This is a genomic window from Ruegeria sp. YTSA168, assembly GCF_059610045.1.
Genome location: NZ_JBXWMW010000009.1, coordinates 18769 through 37791 on the forward strand (window position 1 = coordinate 18769; position 19023 = coordinate 37791).

The following is a 19023-nucleotide window of genomic DNA, read 5'->3' on the forward strand; positions in this document are numbered from 1 at the left end:
GAAAAGGAACGTACAATGGAACCACGTATCGACTATATGAAGGTCTCACCCGACTCCTTCCAGGCCGTCTGGGGCCTTGAGCAATTCGTGTCGCAGAAGGCCGGTATCGAGCCGCATCTGTTGCACCTCGTCAAAATCCGCGCGTCACAGATCAACGGCTGTGCCTTCTGTATCGACATGCATGTCAAGGAAGCCCGCAAGGATGGCATGGGGGATCAGTGGCTTTCGCTCATCCCGGCATGGAAAGAGTCGCCGGTTTACAATGAGAAAGAACGCGCGGTTCTTGCCTGGACGGAATCTCTGACGAACGTTGCGCAAACTGGCGCGCCCGACGGCGATTTCTCGGCTTTGGCGCCGCACTTCTCCGAAGAGGAAATCACCAAGCTCACTGTCGCGATCGGGACCATCAATATCTGGAACCGCATGGCTCTGGGCTTCCGCTCCCAGCACGAGGTCGATCCAACCAACTGATACACCACTCACGGAACAAATGCTCCGCCTCCGGGCGGGGCATCGCAGCTAGTGATGAAACAGCCTCGCTGCCAGACAGCAATACACATGGGACCGCCCAAGATGACGCATGAGCACAAGACAATCAACTATATCGAGTTCCCTCTTGAGGACGCGGAAGCGACAAAGACGTTCTATTCGTCGGTCTTCGGCTGGGAATTTCAGGAGTGGGGACCAAACTATCTGAGCTTCAGTGGAGCTGGTGTCGACGGTGGCTTCAATGGCGAAGACAAAACTCCTGTTCAGAAGCCGGGTGTCTTGGTCGTTCTCTTTTCTGAAGACCTTGAAGCGACACTGGCTGACGTCAAATCGGCCGGAGCAACCATCGTTCGCGATATCTACTCTTTCCCCGGCGGGCGACGGTTTCTCTTTAGCGATCCCAACGGCAACGAATTGGCTGTCTGGGCCTCAAATGACCAACACTAGCCGGAGAACGCCAATGCAAAACACCGGTCTCGAACTCCTTGGCTTTTACCAGACCGTAGGACGGCCTTCCGCTGCCTTATACAGTCTGGTGCCAACAGCTTCACTTGCTATTTGGGACACGTGTGATGCGATTTCGCGATCTTGTTGAACGCCAAATTCTCAAAGCTAAGGCCGAGGGAAAACTGCATGGGCTGGCTGGAGAGGGTAGGCCACTTCCTGATCGTCCGCCGGAAGATGCGACTGCGGTGGGCATGCGCATCATGGCCGAGGCAGGTGTCCTGCCGAAAGAATTTGAGCTGAAGAAGCAAGTTGATGCGCAGTTGGAGGTGCTCCGAGAGACAACCTGTCCCGAGGAGAGAAAGAACGAGATGTCCAAACTGGCCGACCTTCAGTTAAGGTTGTCGATTGAGCAGGAAGCGCGTCGAAAATTCTACGATTCCGGATAAGAAATCCAGCCCCTTCCATTCCAGGACATCAATTGTTTTCAATATGATGGAACCGTTAGCTCCAGGAATGCAGCCTTGTCTGTTTCGGCCCAAGGTACTTTGCAACTGAAGAGGAGACGTACAATGAAAATCGACCAACCTACACCCGAACTACCTGTTCGCGACGTGCGCGAAGCTCAGGAGTACTATCGAGACAAACTCGGATTTGAGATCGCGTGGTTCAACGAGGAGGGTCGAATAGGCGCTGTATCCCATGGGGAGTGTGCGATCTTTTTCCGTGAATCTACTCAGGCCCAACAAAGCACGTTCTGGGTGTTCTGCGACGATGTGGATAAGGCATACGCTGACCTTGTCGAACGTGGCGCGGACGTCCGTGAGCAGCCGGATAACAAGCCTTGGGGCCTTCGCCAGTTTACAGTTCACGACCTGTTCGAGAACCAATTCCACTTTTTCCACGACCTCTAGTCTGGTCATGCATCCCGCCGACCCGAAACTTGAAGCCTACGCAAAGACAACGACAGGAGAGCCCGAATGCTAAAGAGCATATGCCCCATTTTTCCGAGTTCAGATTTCGACAGAACGTCGTCGTTCTATGGCAAGCTAGCCTTTCACGAAGTCGCGCGTTTTGAGGAAAACGGCTACATGATCCTCGCCCGGGATAGTGTGGAAATACACTTCTTCAGCACTCACGGACATGAAGCGACGGAACATTCAGATCACGGCTCCTTTATCCGTGTAGAGAATGCCAACGCTTTGTCTGCTGAGTTCGAACCGCTGAAACTGGCTGAAACCGGCATCCCTCGTTTTGCCAAAGCTGAGGAGAAGCCGTGGGGTGTATGTGAACTGGAGCTTGTCGACCCTGACAACAACCTCCTCCGGATGGGGCACATTACCCCAGAGACCTGATTTCCTTAATGTCGCCCTGGGACGCAAGCCGGAGACTACCATGCCCATGACACTTCCTCGCAGCCTGCCAGCCTATTCTGTGTTGTCGGAAGAGGGTGTCATGGTCATGGATCAATGCTCGGAAGATCTCCGTCCAGCACGGCCTTAGCAAACTTCACGGCGCTTCCAATCCCTTGGGCAATCACGATACCAAACTCCCCCAATAGGCCGCGCAGCATGTTGCTGAGTTGGGTCCTTTGCCGCACGACCAAGTCGCGAGCGCGATGCAGGAACAGAACGCCCTGTTGTTCTTCAGTCTTGATCGCCACGAACCGCATTGTGGGGCGCGTCACAGCTTCACAGATTGCTTCGGCATCAATGGCGTCAGACTTGCCGCGTTTGGCGGTCGTTGCTGCGCAAGCATTGGGCTGCTCAGAGCCCAACCTAGTCATTACAAATTCTTGCTGCACGCGCTCGCAGCAAGATTTGTTCTTAAGGTAAGCAAGTATTCGTGTCACATTGCAATGGAAAACCAGACGTTCCGCCATCGGATGAATTCAGTGCCTAATTTCACCGTACGCGAAATTGGCAGCAAGCAAACATCACATTTGACTAGCTGTTTAACGCTAGAAAGCAATTCGAAGGGAGCGTTTAACCATGCCGTAGCCACCCGCCATCAGGCCGGAAATTGTTCCATTCTCGATGTCCAGATCAACTTTTATCAAGCTCGGACTCGCCGGGTTCATAAACACCCCTTGTTCGATTTGAAATGATCGTTGAGATGATCCGACAAAGTCGTGCAATACACATGCTAAGGGCCCGGCAGCCATCCCCGTCGCGGCTTCTTCCTCAATCGCGTATCGGGGCGCAAACATGCGGGTTGTAGCGTCTCGGTCGGTCGCCGATGGGTCTCTTGTGAAGACGTAGTAGCCGATCAAATCCAGTCGTTCACTGATTTGCGTGATTTTGGCAAAGTCTGGTTTCACATTGGCAAGACTATCGGCATCAGCGAGGCCGATGACAATGAAACTGTTACCAGTATTGACTAAAATCGGTGGTATTTCCTGATCAAGGTGATGTCTGCTGATCCCAAGGGAGTTCAGTACATCGTCGATGCTTATACCTTTTGTCACCCATTCCTCTGGTATCGCGTATTTTGGGGCTAGCTGTTCCATATAGGCGGCGCCCTCCTTCATTAGTATGCGCCTTGGCCCATCAACTGTCTCCTTCGAGGTGTTGGGATTGGGAATCCGGCCCAGCGCGTCCAGATGAGAGAAGGCGGCAATTGTTGCATGACCGCAATGAGCGATGCGCCTGTTCGGTGTGAAGAAATCCAGTTTGAAGCCCTCAGTCTTGGACTGCGACACAAAGGCCGTTTCGGACAATACAACCCTTGCCGCGACGGTTTGCATATCCTGTTCGCCCAATTTATCAGCGTCCAGAACGACGCCTGCGGGATTTCCACCGGCGCCACCGTCGACAAAGCCGTGTACGATTTCAACCGTTACCTGTCTGACAGTATTTGCTTGCGTATTCATTGGTTTTTTCCATGCTTCGGCCGCACCTTTGAGCATGGTGCGGCCAGTATTACGTCAGTTGCTGGCGGCGGTGATGCGGTTCAGAAAGGCGGTCATTTGCGCCGCAATCTCGGGCCCATATTCTTCCAGCGCGAAGTGACCCGTATCGAGCAGATGAAAATCGAGATCATTCAGATCGCGTTGATAGGGATAGGCGCCTTCGGCCGGAAAGATGTGATCATTTTTCCCCCACATCAGCAGTGCCGGGGGTTGATGCTCGCGAAACAGCGCTTGCCATTTTGGGTACTCTGCAACGTTGGTGCCGTAATCCAGGAAGAGTTCGAGTTGCACCTCTTGGTTGCCTTCGCGGTCGAGCAGATATTGGACGTGCCAATAGTTATCCGGACTGATCAATTCGGGTTTTTGAACTCCGTGGGTGAACTGCCATTTGGTAGCATCCAGAGTGAGGAATCCACGAAGCTGGTCACCATTCTCTTGCGATGGCTCGGCCCAATAGGTTTTGATTGGATCCCAGAACTCGCGCAGCCCTTCCTCATAGGCATTCCCGTTTTGAATGATGAAGCCAGTGACCCGTTCGGGTTGTTCCGCAAACATACGGAAACCAACCGGGGCACCGTAATCCATCAGATAGACCGCGTATTGATCGATACCCTTACGTTCGAGCAGCGATGTCATCATTCCAGAGATATTTGCGAAGGAATACTCGAAGTTTTCGGCCATCGGCATGTCCGACGCGCCAAATCCGGGGAAATCGGGCGCGATCACGTGGTAGCTCTTCGCCAGTTCCGGGATAAGGTTACGGAACATATGCGAGGAAGTCGGAAAGCCATGAAGCAGCAGGACGGTGGGCCTGCTCGGATCTCCGGCCTCACGATAGGCGATACTGACTTCGTCGATTTGTTCGGTGCGGAAATAGACGGCCTGCGTGGCCTCAATTTCGGTCCCTGCTGCGATTGCAGGAACCGGTGCAATTGGCGCTGCGATTGAAAGCGCGAGGATGCTGGCGCTCAGGATGGATTTTAGATTGCGCGACATGGGTTTTTCCTTTCATTGGGTTACGGGGCGCGCGTCTGAACGCGCCAGGATTAACACCGGTCAGTTTTGCTGTCCGAGCGCCTCTTCGAGCCTTGCGTTTCGTGCTTTCAGCGCTGCCAGCTCAGTGCGAAACGGGGCCAGATAATCTTCAAACTCTTCAAAGGTCAGGCGTTGGGCGATGTGCTGCGGGCAGTTCCAGTCCATCGCTTCAAGCTTGATCACAACCGCCCGCTCCGGGTGAGCGCGATAGTCCGGCGCTCTCAGGCGCTGCATCAGGGCCGGATCGTCCTCGGCATCAATGATCATCGCCTGACCCCAGATCTTGAGGCGCTTCTGATTGGGGTAGTCCATCAGGATCAGCGAGATGCGGTCATTGCCCAGCAGGTTCCCGGTGCTGAGATACTGCCGGTTGCCGCGGAAATCAGCGTAGGCAAGTGTCCGTTCATCCAACACTTTCAGAAAACCCGCTGGGCCACCGCGGAATTGCACATAAGGCCAGCCGGTTTCTGAAACTGTGGCCTGATAGAAGCCGTCCCTTTGCGCGATGAAGCTGGCCTCAACCGGGCTGATCAGATCCTCGTGATGGATGCCTTCCAGAAACTTCGCGTAACCGTTCGCTGAACCATATTTGGCCTGCGTTTCGCGCACGGAAGGCGTGAAGCTGATCTCTGCAAAGGGTCGTGCCATCGAATTCTCCATCTCGGTCTGGGCGATGCCCTGGGACTGAGGTGAAGTTAATCAGAGCTTCAATGTTGCGGAATTCAGATACTTGGCAATATATTATTCCAAAATATGGAATAATGCTGTGGACAGATTTCAGGCGCTAAACGTCTTTGTGAAGGTGGCCGAGTTGAAAGGCTTTGCCGCGGCGGCTCGCCAACTCAACATGTCACCGCCAACAGTGACCCGAATGGTTTCCATGCTTGAGGACAGCCTGGGGATCCGTCTTTTTGTGCGCACCACGCGCTCGGTGATGCTGACTGATAGTGGACAAAGGTTTTTTGAGGATGCCAGACGTGTTTTGGCTGATCTTGAAGAGGCCGAGCGCGCGGCTTTCGGTTCCTATGCCGAACCAACCGGGGAACTAAGTGTCACCGCATCGGTCTTGTTTGGTCGTATGTTTGTCACTCCAATATTGGGCGAATTTTTGGATCAGTATCCAAAGCTCTCGGCGCGCACGCTCTATGTGGACCGCGTGGTCAATCTGATTGATGAGGGTCTCGACGTCGGGATCAGAATTGGCAACCTCGCTGATTCCAGTTTGATGGCTGTCAGGTGTGGTATGGTGAGGCAGGTCGTGTTTGCTTCCCGTAAATATCTTGACCAATATGGCGAACCAGACACGCCCGATGATTTATCCCGCCACGCAATCATTAATTCAACTGCCTTGAATGCATCGGCCCAATGGCATTTTCAACGGGGCAGAAAGACTGTCACCAAACGCATGGGCCCACGTATCAGCATGAACACAAATGACGCTGTGATCGAGTTGGCCTTGCAAGGTCATGGTGTTGGACGGCTTCTGTCCTATCAAGTGGCACCCTACATCGCAGATGGGCGGCTCAAGACTGTTCTAAAGTCGTATGAACCACCCGAGGTTCCCATCCATCTTGTGCATCAAGAGGGACGAACCGTGTCTGCGAAGGTGCGCGCCTTTGTCGATTTTGCAGTCGAGCGCCTCAAATCCAATCCCCTACTTGGCTAACACAGGAAACAGGTTTGAGCGCGCTACCATCAAAAGGCGAGTTTGCGCTATTCTGCCGCCGCTGTGACCGAGGCGGTCCATGCGTTTGGCACAAAGGCATCATCCAACGCGGTGTCCGCCACATGGTTCGTATAGTTCGACAGGGTTTTCAACGCTGTGCCGAGGATGACTTCCAGCATAGATTGGCGTGTGTAACCAGCCGTCAGAAACGCCTCGACCTGTGCGTCGCTGGGCCAGCCTCGGCTTTCGTTGATCACGATGGCGAATTTGCGCAGTGCTTCCAATTTGGGGTCGGCGATAGGGCTGCCATCGCGTAACGCTGCGATCACGTCTTCGGGGACACCGGCCATCTGTGAAAGAGTGGTATGGGCGGCCATGCAGTACTTGCACCCGTTCAACCGGTTGTTAGTCATAAGGATGATCTGGCGTTCAGTCTCTGAAAGGCTGGTCTTTCCGAAGATGTTGGAAAGTGTCGTATAGCCTTCCAGAATTGTGGGCGCTTCGGCCATGGCCGCATAAAGATTGGGCACGAAACCATACCCTTTCAGCGATGCTTCCAGAATTGGTTTCGCGGCTTCAGGGGCAGAGGCGATTGTATAGGTCTCAAAATCAGTCATGTCTGGCTTCCTTTGGGCAGAGCTTTCGACGCACGCGAATTGTGTGCGAGCGTGGCGTTTTGGAGAAATGCCGGTCTTTTGGGGAGGGGCGAGGCAGCGGTGGCTCCGACCGGCAAAAGCCACCAAATTCCTCAATCATAGACTGCCGACAGGCGTGTGGTGGATGTCTGCCCACTTGGCATGGGCGCCTTGAATCACGGTCTCTTTGTCCTCAAGGTACTTCTTGAAGATGTCCTCATTTACAAAGAGATAGAGCTTGTCGTCCACGATATCGGCATACCGAACATCGCCATCAAGCTTCTTGCCTACATAGACGCCAAAGGCGCAGAACCCGCCGAATTGAGGCAGATGTGCCGTCGGATCCGCTTCGAATGTAGCTTGCGCCGCTTGCGACGCAAAATAGTAGTCCACACCATCATGGGGCGACGTGTAAGTGGCGTTGCCCATCTCAGGATTCTCGGCTTCAAACATCGACACAGGATCGACGCCGTGCATGCCGAGGGGGTGTCCAGTCAGGGTAAGACTGTTCGAAACGTTGTATTCATCGTCGGCCAATGCCGCCGCCGCCAGGGCAAGAGTCAACGCTGCTGTAAGTGCGGGAAGTGTAAAGATGCGTGTCATGATATTTCCTTTCAGGATGTCAGGATCAAACTGGAAAGTCGGTTCGTGTCAGGCAGATTGGCCGATGCGCTTCACCGCGTCGTCGGTCCACCAGACGCCATTGGCGACCATGCGGAAATTGATGATGGCTGCGAGATACCCGTCACCTTCAGGCACTTTGGCCCCGGCCGTCGCGTCGCGAACGACAGCAACCTCATAGCCCAGTTCCAACAACTCATAGAGATGCGCTTGCGTGCAAAGGTTCGCGGACATCCCCGCAAGGATCACCTTGTCGATCTTGCGTTTGCGCAATTGCAGGTTCAGGTCGTTCTGGGCAGGGCTGTAAACCTTGTGGGGTGAACAGACGATGGTTTCGCCATCCTCGATGTACTTTTTGTATTGAGGCATCCAGTCGGCACCTGAGCCCTCAAAGTTGTCCAGGTTGAGTGGCCCGAGGCGGTCAAACATGCCGATGCTGTGCATCGTGGCTTCAAGCGTGCCTTCGAACTCCCACTTATGGTCATGCGGGTAGTAATAGTGCGGCGAGATGAAGACCGGCATCCCGGCTGCTTTGGCGGCGATGAAAAGCCGTTCGATATTGTCGACGGTGCCCTGTTCGGTCACGCTTTCACCAACGACGCCCCACGTCACACCGTCCTCGGACAGAAAATCGATCTGGGGGTCGGTCACCACAAGCGCGGTGCGCCCCGGTTCGATGGTCATGTCGATTTGGGGAAGGCCTGGGTTCTCCGGGTCAGCGTAAGTGGCACGAGCCTCTTCGGTTGCTGAAAGCGCCTGCCCACCAGCAACGATTGTTGTACCCGCCGCGGCAGCCCCAGCGGCTTGCGTCAGGAGTCGGCGGCGCGCCATGTCAACGCGTTCGGGCGTGACGTCGCAGCCGCAGCCGGCTTCATGTTTGTGGTCGTGATTGCTCATTGCAAATTTCCTTTGTCTGAGAGGGGCAAAGCGGTCTGCCTTACTCGGCAACGCCCCAAGTGGATCTGACAAAGAGGAAATTAAGCGCCACGTTGGCCGAGGTATTGGCAGGCCCTGCCAAGGTTTTGACCGAACCTGCCATGTGGTCTTGAGGTGCGCGCCTAGTCGGAGGTCGCTTGCTGCCGGAAACGAGCGGGTGCTTGGCCGACCCAACGCTTGAAGGCGCGGCTGAACGTGCTCTGTTCCGAAAACCCGGTCATAAAGGCGATCTCGGCTATGGAAGCCTTACCGTCACGCAGCAGGTCACGAGCAAGTGCAACTTGTGCCTGACCAAGAACGTCGCGATAGGTCAGCCCTTCCTCGGCCAACCTGCGGTAAAGCGTGCGCTCGCTCATTCCCATCTCTTGGGCGACATGCGCCGCCTGCGGTGCGCCGTTACTCAGGGCTGGCGTAAGTCGATGAACAAGTACGTTGCCCAGTGACATATCATCATCCAGAGAATTGAATTCCTCATCCAGATGTTTCGTCATGAAATCTGACAAGCCCGGGTCGCCAAGACGATTTACGCATTCCAGCATAGCGGGGCGCATCGCAATGGCGTTGTGGTCGCTCCCAAATTGAACCGGACACCCGAAATATTCGGCGTAGCGTTCCGGTTCTTGTCTGCAAGCATGCTGAAACGTGACATATGCGAGCGACAACCCATCACCCACAAACCGATGCATGTTCCTCGCAAAGGCCGCAAGCGCGCATTCGTTGCGCAGTTCCAAGGCAGCGCGATGTGATGTTTGCCCCTCAAAAATCCAAAGGACCGGATCGCCGGTTTCATCAAGTCTGTAAACTGCGGTGTCCGTTACGAGACGAAAATAACGCTCGATCCGTTGCAAAGATTGCCGCAAGGTCGGAGCTGTCTTTACGGCTAGGCCAAGGACGCCGAGATCATCGGTCGCAATCGCGTTCGCATAGGCCTCAACCAACGCGGCCTCGTCCGCTTGTTGCGCACGAATCCAATCGATCAGATCGAAATACGCATCATCCGCCAATTGGCCGTCTTGAGCTTCTGGTAAACGCAGCACGACAGCGCCATTCGAAATCAGGGCACCATCGTCGTTCAGCGTCATCCCGGCGGCGTTGGCCATCGCGCGGGCGAATGCGTAAGTTACACTTGCCATACGGTGAGATTAGCACTGGAAAGCTCTTTCACGCCAGATCGTCCAACCCTGTGATAGGTATAATAAATAAAGACAGCCTCGATCTTCGGGCGCTTGAGGATAAATGCGCCAAACTGATAAAACTCGTCATCAGGTTTTCTGAACGGTATCGTCCGAAAGCGTGCGGAAGCATGCAGTCATAGAGGTCATGGTAGATGGGCGAAATTTTCATATCTGTGCTGCTGCCGCTTGCAGTTGTTGTCATCATGTTCTGCCTTGGCCTCGGACTCACAACGGCTGACTTTCAACGCATCGGACGACGTCCGCGGGCCTTTTGCGTAGGGGCTCTCAACCAGATCATTTTGCTGCCTTGCATCGCTTTGATGGTGACTTTTATCTTTGGGATTTCCGCTGAGACAGCCGTTGGAATCATGATTTTAGCGGCCTGTCCGGGCGGGGCGATCAGTAACATCGTGACCAAGCTTTCGAATTGGGATGTCGCTTTGTCCGTTACTCTTACAGCAGTCTTCAGTCTGACTTGTGTCGTTACCGTACCGCTCATCCTGGGGTTTTCGATGCAGATGTTCATGGGGGCAACTGCGCCCGCTATCGACATTTCGTCGACGGCTTTAGCAATGTTTTTTTTAACAGCTTCACCGATCCTAGTCGGGGTGATGGCGCGGTCCTTGGCGCCGCGAATTGTTGCCGCTGTCGAACCAATCTTTAGCAAGGTCTCCATGCTACTTTTTGCGGTGGTCATCGGAGGCGCGATCATTTCAAACTGGGTGGTGGTCGCGGATAACTACCTTAGGCTTGGACCCACACTTTTTGTTGTAGGTGCGTCACTCACGTTTATTGGCATCATAAGTTCAGGGACGCTCGGATGCACAGACATCGAGGCGAAGACGATTTCAATTGAGACCGGCGTTCAAAACGGAGCTTTGGGAATCGCAATTGCCACCTTGCTGTTGCCTAACACCAATGGGTTAAGCGAATATGCCATCCCATCCGCAATTTATAGCGTGGTCTGGATCGTAACAATGTTGCCTGTCTTCGCTTTCCTTGCGCGAAGAAGCCCAATTTCATGATCCTGACGCCTATTTGCTAGCTCTGATTATGCGCTGAGCCAGGTCCCTTTGTTTCCATGCCAGAGTGCCATCTAGTCAAAGAGCGATCAAGGAGCTCCCAAGCCTTCTGTGGAACGGCCGCTTTGGCGATTTTCCCTATTGAAGGTATAAGCTGTTGCTGCCAGTGCGGTGGATCCTGCGTCAGCGAAGGTGTAGTCTCCAAGGTCAGTTTTGTCCGCTTGGAAGTCAGTCAGACTTTGCGCAGCATCCGTCATTCTGGGCTCACCGCCGCCGCTGGTGCTGATGCGGCATATGGGTAGCCCACACAGTCCTTTGCAGTAGAGGAAACACCCCGTTCTCTCGGGACATCAACTCCTGCAGTCCGGCTTCAGTTGTTCCATTTGGGGACGTAACCTCCTTTCGAAGGTCGGCGGGAGGGGTCCCTGAATGTGCAGCTGGATCTCCAGGCACTGGCCCGGATGATCGAGTGCAGGGCGGATCAGGTCGATACCGAGAAACTAAAGATCGAAGCACCATTCCGGATGCGCCGCAGAGGCGTGGAGCTGAAACTGCATTTTGGCGATCCGCCTTCTGAGATCGATCAGACACTTGTCCGCAGCATCATCAAGGCGCGCCGGTGGTTGGCGATGATTGTAGCGGGCAGAACGTTTTCTGAGATTGCTGAAGAAGAGGGTACGTCCAAACGCCGCGTTCAGGATGTGGTTGATCTCGCAATGCTGGCGCCTGACATTCTGGATGCCATCGTTGCAGGCGAGCAACCTGACGGCCTGACCACGGATCACTTGATCAAGTCCGGCTTCCCAGCGATCTGGCCAGAACAGCGCCAGCAGTTCGCTGCGCTCTGATCGACAGACTTTCCAAACACACCAAACTCGTACCGTCGGAATCGCGAACTGAGACTGCGGCCGGAAATCGGCTATTGTTGCGCTCACCTTCGCGTCTCAACCGAAATCTTCAAAAATTAAGACTCTGAAAACACACCACAATCTGCGCCTAATTATTCAGTGTGTGATTTAATGGAAAATCATGGCTGAGCAAGTCGGACAATAATCTAAGGCACACAGTCTGCCAACTGGTCTCAGATTGAATATTGGGCTGCCAAGCCGGATACATCAATTTACATCAATGCGTGTAAAACTCGTACCGTGGAAAGTTCAAACAGAGACTGACGGCTATTTCAGGCCAGATCTGAGCATGAATCGCAGTCTCTGTTCCAGATCTGCAAAACTAACCGGCGGAATAGTCGCGCGAATACTGAGAGATCATTTTTTAGTTTTAATTACAAGGGCTTGCTGGCTGGGGTGGTAGGATTCGAACCTACGATACACGGTACCAAAAACCGCTGCCTTACCACTTGGCTACACCCCAACGGTGAGCGGCTGTCTACGATTGTTGCTGGCGGGGTTCAAGAGGTTTTTGGGCAAAAAATTAGCCCTGAGAAAAATAACTTTGTAGCAGGTATCATCGCGTTTCCAGCAAAACGGCTCCGCTGCGATGACCGGTTTGGACAAGGTCGTGGGCTTTTGCGCAGTCTCCCAGCGGTAGGATGTCCTGAATGGGGCAATTCAAGGCGTCATCCGTGAGTGCTGTGTGCAACCGCTTGATCGCTGCGGCGCGGTGTTGGTGGGGCAGAAGGTAGATCAGAACGAACTCCAGCGTGACCGCTTTGAACATCAATGGATAGAAGGGCAGTGTTGGGGTCATATCTTTGGCCGAACCGAAGGCATTGATGCGGCCGTTTTCGGAAATGACGGCTATGTTGGTTTCAACGTTCTGGCCGAACTCGACATCGACGATGCAATCTATCAGCTGGCCGTTGTTTGCATCAAGGATGTGTTCAGCCAGATCGGCGTCGGCATAGTCGATCACCGTGTCGGCGCCTGCTGCTTTCACCCTGTCAAAATCGCGAGGGTTTGCGGTGCTGATGACCTTGGCGCCACCCCATTTTGCCAGTTGAACGGCTAGGTAGCCCACGGTTCCTGCACCACCGTGTATCAGCACGGCTTGGTCTGAGATTTCTCCGCCCGAGAACACCGCATGGCTGGCGGTCAGCCCGGGGATACCCAACACAGCGCCGGTTTGAAACGAGACAGAATCGGGCAGTGGCACCGCCTGATCTGCGGGCAGGGTGATCTGAGTGGCCGCTGTCCCAAAGGGGCGCTGCCACTGGCCGTTCCAGACCCAGACCCGCTGGCCAATGCGCGCGGTGGGCACGCCGTCCCCGACCGCGGAAATGACACCAGCCCCGTCGCTATGGGGCACGATCTTAGGAAAGGGCGGTTTGGTCACGCCCGGTCTGGCCCCGGCGCGGGCCTTGATGTCGGACGGGTTCACCCCGGAATAAGCCAGATCGACTGTGACATCTCCGGGCTGCGGTACCTCGGACGGCAGGTCTTCAAGCATAAGCACGTCTGCGGCTGGTCCGAAGGCGGAGTAGGTAATGGCTTTCACGGTGATTCCTCTGACTTTGGGGGCAGCTTAGCCGCACCGGATCAGAGTTCCAGAGGATTTCCCCAGATGAGTGCCTGCCTAAACCAGTTGGAAACAGCCCGGCTATTCCCGGATCTCTGCCGGATCAACGCCCCACAGGTTCGACTTCAGCGTCCAGCCGCGATAGCCGCCTGCCGAAATCCGGCACCAGTCCAGCGAACAGCTGCCAAGGCGCGCGACCACCCCGGTTTCGAAATGGGCGTTGATCGGGGCGCTGGGGTCGGGCCGGGCATATATGGGCAACATTTCGGATTCGATTAGCACCGTGCGTACCCCAGACAGCAGCGCATAGTGAACCCAGCCACCTGCACCATCGCGGTCCTGAACCTTGCGCCAGTTGCCATATTCTGCGGTGATTTGCAGGGGCATCCCGCGTCGTTTGAAGACCCAGTCAATGCGGTGGGTCAGCGACGGACCCCGGCGTACATTGCCTTCGGCTGCTTTCATCGAGACATAGCGCGGCAGGGGCAGGTTCGTCACCCTGCCGCGATTGTCCTCTGCGGCGGCCACAATGGGGCCGAGCGCTACGAGGAACGCGGCTAGGATCGCCAAACAACGGCGTTTCACCGGTAGAGGACCACTCACTGACTGCCTGCTCTTGTGCCTGTTGATCTGCTTTCGAAAAAAGGTCGACTCAATGCGTTACGGGTTCTTGTGCCCCGCCTTATCCTGAGCCACGATGCCACGGAGCGCGCGCGATTGCAAAGCAGTGGGAGGGCCGAAGTGTCAAGAGAACGTCTGAGTGTTGTTGTAACGCGACGGTTGCCTGAGGCGGTCGAGACCCGGCTGAGTGAGTTGTTCGATGTCCGTTTGCGCGATGACGATACGCCCATGACCCGGGATGATCTTGTGGCAGCCGTGAAAGAAGCGGATGTGTTAGTGCCGACCGTAACCGACACGATCGATGGCGGCGTGTTGGGGCAGGCGGGGGATCAGCTGCGCCTGATTGCGAATTATGGTGCGGGTGTCGACAATATTGATGTGGCGACTGCGCGTCAGCGCGGCATCCTGGTATCGAACACGCCAGGTGTTCTGACCGATGACACGGCAGACATGACGATGGCCCTTATTCTGGCGGTCACACGGCGCATTCCCGAAGGTTTGGGTGTGATGCAGCAAGGGGATTGGACCGGCTGGGCGCCAACGGCCCTTCTGGGCGGTCGGATCGGTGGTCGGCGTCTGGGTATCCTGGGCATGGGCCGGATCGGGCAGGCGGTTGCACGCCGCGCCAGTGCCTTTGGGATGCAGGTGCATTATCACAATCGCCGCCGCCTACGGCCCGAGACCGAACAGGCGCTGGAGGCGACGTATTGGGAAAGCCTGGACCAGATGGTGGCGCGGATGGATGTGATCTCGGTCAACTGCCCGTCGACCCCGTCAACCTTTCACCTGATGAACGCACGGCGGTTGAAGCTGATGAAACCCTCGGCCGTGATCGTGAATACCTCTCGTGGTGAAGTGGTCGATGAAAACGCCCTGACCCGTATGATCCGCGCGGGCGAGATCGCTGGGGCCGGGCTGGATGTCTATGAGAACGGTACCGATGTGAACCCGCGCTTACGGCAATTGCCGAATGTCGTTTTGCTGCCGCATATGGGTTCGGCCACACTGGAAGGACGGATTGAGATGGGCGAAAAGGTCATCGTCAACATCAAGACGTTTGAAGACGGGCACCGCCCGCCAGATCAGGTTGTGCCCGCGATGCTATGAGGTTTTGGAGGTAGACCAGTGACCGAGATTAATACTGCCGGTTGCAGCTGTGCCGCTGTACGGGTCACTACCATGGGCCCGCCGCTTCGGGTTGGTCTATGTCACTGCCTTGACTGCCGAAAGCATCATGGCGCTTTGTTCTATGCTGCCGCCATTTTCCTTCGGGAAAACGTGAAAATCAGCGGAGAAACCCGCAGCTATGAAGGGCGTTACTTTTGCCCGGTCTGTGGTTCTCCTGTGTTCGCCAGAACAGATGACGAGGTCGAAGTGCACCTGGGCAGTTTTGATGAGATTGATCGATTTGAACCAAGCTATGAATGTTGGGTCAACCGCCGCGAAAGTTGGTTGCCAGCGTTGGATGGCTTGGAGCAGTACGAACGGGATCGGGTCTGGATTGATGGGAGCTGATGCGGCGGAACTCTGCCATTGGTGCGTGCGACCTCAACCTTTAGTTGCGGCTTGCTGATCGCACGTACAGTGTTGAAAGAAATAGTGGAATTGGAGGATAAGATGCGTTTCAAACGAGTTTCAGGTTTCGTCGTTTCAGCGTTTGCATTTGCTGCGCCCGTTTTTGCGCAGGAAACGGCGGATGCGGTTGCACCCGAGGGCGCGACCGATGGGCAGGTTCAGGCCCTGACCGAGGAAGTCATCGCAGCCGTCGAGGCGAAATTGGCTGGCGTTCCGGTACAGTCCAAGAACTGGATGGTTGCTGCGGCCAATCCACTGGCGGTCGAGGCCGGGGCTAAGGTTCTGCGCGCCGGAGGATCAGCCGCGGATGCCATGGTTGCGGTGCAGGTTGTTCTGGGACTGGTCGAGCCGCAATCATCCGGTCTGGGCGGCGGGGCCTTCTTGGTCTGGTACGATGCGGCCTCGGGTCAGATGACCACTTTGGACGGGCGCGAAACTGCGCCGCTGGCAGCAACGCCAACACTGTTTCAGGATGAAAACGGTGAGCCTCTCAAATTCTTTGATGCAGTTGTCGGCGGGTTGTCTGTAGGCACACCTGGAACGCCCGCGTTGCTGGAAGAGGCGCATCGCCGCTGGGGGCGGTCATCCTGGCCCGGGCTGTTTACCGATGGCATCCGATTGGCGGACGAAGGGTTTCTGGTCTCCCCACGCTTGGCCGCGCTGGTTGCCAACGACGCCGAGCGTTTGTCGCGCTTCCCTGCAACGGCGGAGTATTTCCTTCCGGGTGGTGAACCGTTGCAGCAAGGTCATCGGCTGATGAATCCCGACTATGCCGAAACGCTGCGGGTGCTGGCCGCTGACGGGGCTGCAGGGTTCTATGGCGGTGATATTGCGGCAGGGATTGTGAACACGGTTCGAACTGCCCCGGGGAATCCGGGTGTTTTGTCAGGCACCGATCTGGCGCTCTATCAAGTGATCGAGCGTGAACCCGTTTGCGCCACATATCGCTCTTACGAGGTGTGTGGCATGGGGCCGCCATCCTCTGGCGCTCTGACCGTTGGGCAAATCCTGGGCATGCTGGACAGCTATGATCTGGCGGCGATGGGGCCGGACAGCGTTGAAGCCTGGCGGCTGATCGGCGAAGCCTCGCGCCTCGCCTTTGCGGATCGGGGTCGGTACATGGCCGACAGCGATTTTGTCCCGATGCCAACCGAAGGTCTGGTTGATCCAGCCTATCTGGCTGAACGCGCCGATCTGCTGAATGCCGATAGTGCGTTGATCGAGGTTGCTCCGGGGAACCCGGCGTTTGATCATGCGTCGAACTGGGCGGATGATGTTTCGCTGGAATTGCCCTCGACCTCGCATATCTCGATTGTGGATAGCTATGGCAATGTTCTGTCGATGACCACGACCATCGAAAACGGCTTTGGCTCGCGCTTGATGACCAACGGTTTCCTGCTCAATAACGAACTGACGGATTTCTCGTTCAGAACCCATACCAACGGTGTTCCCATCGCTAACCGGTTAGAGCCCGGCAAGCGTCCGCGCTCATCTATGAGCCCCACCATCGTGATGCAGGATGGTGCTCCGGTTCTGGCAATCGGATCACCAGGCGGCAGTCGGATCATCGGCTATGTGGCCAAGTCGATTATCGCCTGGGCGGATTGGGGAATGGATGTGCAACAGGCTGTGTCTCTGCCACATCTGGTCAACCGGTTTGGCACGTATGATGTTGAGTTGGGCACCGCAGCCGAGGGCTATGTGGACGCACTGACAACGCTGGGGTTTGAGGTGAACCCACGTGATCTGACCTCGGGGCTGCATGCCATTGAGATATCAGAGCAACTGAACGGTGGTGCGGATCCACGGCGCGAAGGGATTGCGCTGGGCGAATAAGCTCGGGGCTTGTACGGATCATTCGGGCCTTCTAGTCATAGTTAGAAGGCCCGAATGCCTTTTGACGAACAGGGGTTGGATATGGTGCAGGCGAGTGCTTTGCCACGCAACGAAGCTGGCATTGAAACCGCAGTTGGAGTTCTGAAACAACGATTTGGCGACCGGTTGCAAACCGGGGCCGCGATCCGCGAACAGCATGGTCACACCACGACCTGGATTGCCAACCAAAGCCCGGATGCGGTCGTCTTTCCCACCTCGACGGCCGAAGTGTCCGAAATTGTCACTATTTGCGCGACGCATAAAGTGCCCGTGATCCCCTTCGGCACCGGCACCTCGCTGGAAGGTCACGTGAATGCGCCTGCAGGAGGGGTTTGCGTCGACCTGATGCAGATGAACAAGGTGTTTGCCGTCAACGCTGGTGATCTGGATTGCGTTGTTCAGCCGGGCGTAACCCGTGAAGACCTGAATACGCATCTGCGTGATCAGGGCCTGTTTTTCCCAATAGATCCGGGGGCCAATGCCTCGCTTGGCGGTATGGCCGCAACACGCGCCTCAGGCACCAATGCGGTGCGCTATGGCACGATGCGGGACAATGTGCTGAGCCTTGAGGCGGTCATGCCCGATGGGCAGGTGATCCGAACCGGCAATCGCGCCAAAAAATCATCCGCAGGCTACGATCTGGCCCGATTGCTGATCGGCGCGGAAGGGACGTTGGGCATCATCACCGAACTCACCCTGCGTCTCCACGGCATCCCCGAGGCGATCAGCTCGGCCCGCTGTTCCTTTCCAAGCGTTGATGCCGCCTGCCAGGCCGTAATGATGACCATCCAATACGGCATCCCGGTTGCGCGGATCGAACTGCTGGACGAGATGTCCGTGCGCGCAGCCAATGCCTATTCCGGCCTGAACCTGCCTGAAACACCCCTGCTGTTGCTCGAATTCCATGGCTCAGAAAACGGGACTGCCGAACAGGCGGCGACCTTCGGGGACATCGCAGGCGAATTTGGAGGCGTGGACTTTGCGGCAACGTCCACCACCGAAGAACGCAACAAGCTATGGCAAGCGCGGCATGATATGTACTGGGCCTGCTTGCAATTGCGCCCTGGTGCACAAGGCATATCAACAGATGTGTGTGTTCCAATCTCTCGGCTGGCCGAAGCGGTTGGCGCAGCACAGGACAAGGCGGCAGAACTTGGTCTGATCGCCCCGATTGTTGGCCATGTTGGGGATGGGAACTTCCACACCCTTCCTCTGATCGACATGGACAATCAGACTGAAGTTGCCAATGCCGATCAATTTGTCAGCTGGCTGAACGATCTGGCGATTTCGATGGACGGCACCTGCACCGGCGAACACGGGATCGGGCAGGGCAAACGTTCCTATCTGGTCAAGGAACTTGGGGCTGCAACGCAGTATATGACGGCGATCAAAGCTGCGCTGGATCCAGACGACATCATGAACCCCGGAAAGATTGTTCCGGGCAGGTTAGTGCAGTGACGCCCGGTTGGTGACTCAGCCGCAGCGGCTGATGGCCGTTTTTCGACCTTGAATTGATCTGCGGGTCGTTTTTTTCTTATCACCG

General features: G+C 55.8%; 22 protein-coding genes, 1 tRNA gene and 2 pseudogenes. 13 read left to right on the top strand and 12 right to left on the bottom strand.

The features are described from left to right. The first annotated feature begins 15 nt into the window (after positions 1-15). From AC2FFE_RS15185 to AC2FFE_RS15210, 6 genes and pseudogenes are all read left to right on the top strand, one after another. A complete protein-coding gene (locus tag AC2FFE_RS15185) occupies positions 16-471 on the top strand; it encodes a carboxymuconolactone decarboxylase family protein (protein ID WP_496821167.1) in 456 nt (151 codons plus the stop codon). A gap of 102 nt (positions 472-573) precedes the next feature. Then, positions 574-936 (top strand): VOC family protein, encoded by a 363-nt coding sequence (locus AC2FFE_RS15190; RefSeq protein ID WP_496847039.1) that lies wholly within the window; start codon positions 574-576, stop codon positions 934-936. Between the two features lie 125 nt (positions 937-1061). Continuing rightward, positions 1062-1382: a DnaJ family domain-containing protein gene (locus tag AC2FFE_RS15195; protein ID WP_496847040.1), complete on the top strand. Its 321-nt coding sequence runs from the start codon at positions 1062-1064 to the stop codon at positions 1380-1382. Between the two features lie 123 nt (positions 1383-1505). Beyond that, positions 1506-1847 carry a VOC family protein gene (locus AC2FFE_RS15200; RefSeq protein ID WP_496847041.1) on the top strand — a complete coding sequence of 114 codons (342 nt, stop codon included), beginning with the start codon at positions 1506-1508 and terminating at the stop codon, positions 1845-1847. A gap of 66 nt (positions 1848-1913) precedes the next feature. Continuing rightward, positions 1914-2288, top strand: a complete 375-nt coding sequence (locus AC2FFE_RS15205; protein WP_496821170.1) for a bleomycin resistance protein — start codon at positions 1914-1916, stop codon at positions 2286-2288. 40 nt (positions 2289-2328) lie between these two features. Next, a pseudogene (locus tag AC2FFE_RS15210) lies at positions 2329-2430 on the top strand (homoserine O-succinyltransferase); the annotation flags it as partial. Positions 2431-2458: 28 nt separating this feature from the next. Here the strand turns inward: AC2FFE_RS15210 and AC2FFE_RS15215 are convergent. From AC2FFE_RS15215 to AC2FFE_RS15230, 4 genes and pseudogenes are all read right to left on the bottom strand, one after another. Beyond that, positions 2459-2671, bottom strand: a pseudogene (locus AC2FFE_RS15215) (IS110 family transposase); the annotation flags it as partial. Positions 2672-2893: 222 nt separating this feature from the next. After that, positions 2894-3805, bottom strand: a complete 912-nt coding sequence (locus tag AC2FFE_RS15220) for a PhzF family phenazine biosynthesis protein (RefSeq protein WP_496847042.1) — start codon at positions 3803-3805, stop codon at positions 2894-2896. A gap of 54 nt (positions 3806-3859) precedes the next feature. After that, positions 3860-4840 (bottom strand): alpha/beta fold hydrolase, encoded by a 981-nt coding sequence (locus AC2FFE_RS15225; RefSeq protein WP_496847043.1) that lies wholly within the window; start codon positions 4838-4840, stop codon positions 3860-3862. 60 nt (positions 4841-4900) lie between these two features. Next, complete coding sequence (locus AC2FFE_RS15230; RefSeq protein WP_480828090.1) at positions 4901-5527, bottom strand: pyridoxamine 5'-phosphate oxidase family protein; 627 nt, start codon at positions 5525-5527, stop codon at positions 4901-4903. A gap of 118 nt (positions 5528-5645) precedes the next feature. On the opposite strand from AC2FFE_RS15230, the gene AC2FFE_RS15235 reads away from it, so the two are divergent. After that, entirely contained in the window at positions 5646-6545 is a 900-nt protein-coding gene (locus tag AC2FFE_RS15235) for a LysR family transcriptional regulator (protein ID WP_496847044.1), read from the top strand. Positions 6546-6592: 47 nt separating this feature from the next. Here AC2FFE_RS15235 and AC2FFE_RS15240 read toward each other — a convergent pair whose 3' ends face one another. The 4 genes from AC2FFE_RS15240 to AC2FFE_RS15255 all read right to left on the bottom strand — a co-directional run bounded on the left by AC2FFE_RS15240 (position 6593) and on the right by AC2FFE_RS15255 (position 9870). Then, entirely contained in the window at positions 6593-7162 is a 570-nt protein-coding gene (locus AC2FFE_RS15240; protein ID WP_496847045.1) for a carboxymuconolactone decarboxylase family protein, read from the bottom strand. A 135-nt stretch (positions 7163-7297) separates the two neighbouring features. After that, a complete protein-coding gene (locus tag AC2FFE_RS15245; RefSeq protein WP_480828092.1) occupies positions 7298-7783 on the bottom strand; it encodes a YHS domain-containing (seleno)protein in 486 nt (161 codons plus the stop codon). Positions 7784-7831: 48 nt separating this feature from the next. After that, positions 7832-8698, bottom strand: coding sequence for a cysteine hydrolase family protein (locus AC2FFE_RS15250; protein ID WP_480796306.1), 867 nt, complete (start codon positions 8696-8698; stop codon positions 7832-7834). A 161-nt stretch (positions 8699-8859) separates the two neighbouring features. After that, positions 8860-9870: an AraC family transcriptional regulator ligand-binding domain-containing protein gene (locus AC2FFE_RS15255; RefSeq protein WP_480796305.1), complete on the bottom strand. Its 1011-nt coding sequence runs from the start codon at positions 9868-9870 to the stop codon at positions 8860-8862. Positions 9871-10064: 194 nt separating this feature from the next. On the opposite strand from AC2FFE_RS15255, the gene AC2FFE_RS15260 reads away from it, so the two are divergent. Further along, positions 10065-10937, top strand: coding sequence for a bile acid:sodium symporter family protein (locus AC2FFE_RS15260; protein ID WP_496847046.1), 873 nt, complete (start codon positions 10065-10067; stop codon positions 10935-10937). Between the two features lie 261 nt (positions 10938-11198). On the opposite strand, the gene AC2FFE_RS15265 is transcribed toward AC2FFE_RS15260, so the two are convergent. Then, entirely contained in the window at positions 11199-11453 is a 255-nt protein-coding gene (locus tag AC2FFE_RS15265) for a pyrroline-5-carboxylate reductase family protein (RefSeq protein ID WP_496847047.1), read from the bottom strand. On the opposite strand from AC2FFE_RS15265, the gene AC2FFE_RS15270 reads away from it, so the two are divergent. Next, positions 11366-11782, top strand: coding sequence for a hypothetical protein (locus tag AC2FFE_RS15270; protein WP_496847085.1), 417 nt, complete (start codon positions 11366-11368; stop codon positions 11780-11782). The genes AC2FFE_RS15265 and AC2FFE_RS15270 overlap by 88 nt on opposite strands. 448 nt (positions 11783-12230) lie before the next feature. On the opposite strand, the gene AC2FFE_RS15275 is transcribed toward AC2FFE_RS15270, so the two are convergent. From AC2FFE_RS15275 to AC2FFE_RS15285, 3 genes are all read right to left on the bottom strand, one after another. Further along, positions 12231-12305 (bottom strand) — tRNA-Gln (locus AC2FFE_RS15275). 93 nt (positions 12306-12398) lie between these two features. Next, a complete protein-coding gene (locus AC2FFE_RS15280) occupies positions 12399-13388 on the bottom strand; it encodes an NADPH:quinone reductase (RefSeq protein WP_496847048.1) in 990 nt (329 codons plus the stop codon). Between the two features lie 102 nt (positions 13389-13490). After that, the gene (locus AC2FFE_RS15285; protein ID WP_496834287.1) at positions 13491-14012 is read right to left on the bottom strand and encodes an SH3 domain-containing protein; all 522 of its coding nucleotides are present in this window, start codon (positions 14010-14012) and stop codon (positions 13491-13493) included. 138 nt (positions 14013-14150) lie between these two features. On the opposite strand from AC2FFE_RS15285, the gene AC2FFE_RS15290 reads away from it, so the two are divergent. The 4 genes from AC2FFE_RS15290 to AC2FFE_RS15305 all read left to right on the top strand — a co-directional run bounded on the left by AC2FFE_RS15290 (position 14151) and on the right by AC2FFE_RS15305 (position 18938). Then, positions 14151-15137 carry a 2-hydroxyacid dehydrogenase gene (locus AC2FFE_RS15290; RefSeq protein WP_496819551.1) on the top strand — a complete coding sequence of 329 codons (987 nt, stop codon included), beginning with the start codon at positions 14151-14153 and terminating at the stop codon, positions 15135-15137. An 18-nt stretch (positions 15138-15155) separates the two neighbouring features. Next, positions 15156-15545 (top strand): GFA family protein, encoded by a 390-nt coding sequence (locus AC2FFE_RS15295; protein ID WP_496819550.1) that lies wholly within the window; start codon positions 15156-15158, stop codon positions 15543-15545. A 102-nt stretch (positions 15546-15647) separates the two neighbouring features. Beyond that, entirely contained in the window at positions 15648-17441 is a 1794-nt protein-coding gene (gene ggt, locus AC2FFE_RS15300; RefSeq protein WP_496819549.1) for a gamma-glutamyltransferase, read from the top strand. Between the two features lie 81 nt (positions 17442-17522). Further along, a complete protein-coding gene (locus tag AC2FFE_RS15305) occupies positions 17523-18938 on the top strand; it encodes an FAD-binding oxidoreductase (RefSeq protein WP_496819563.1) in 1416 nt (471 codons plus the stop codon). The last annotated feature ends 85 nt before the right edge of the window (positions 18939-19023 follow it).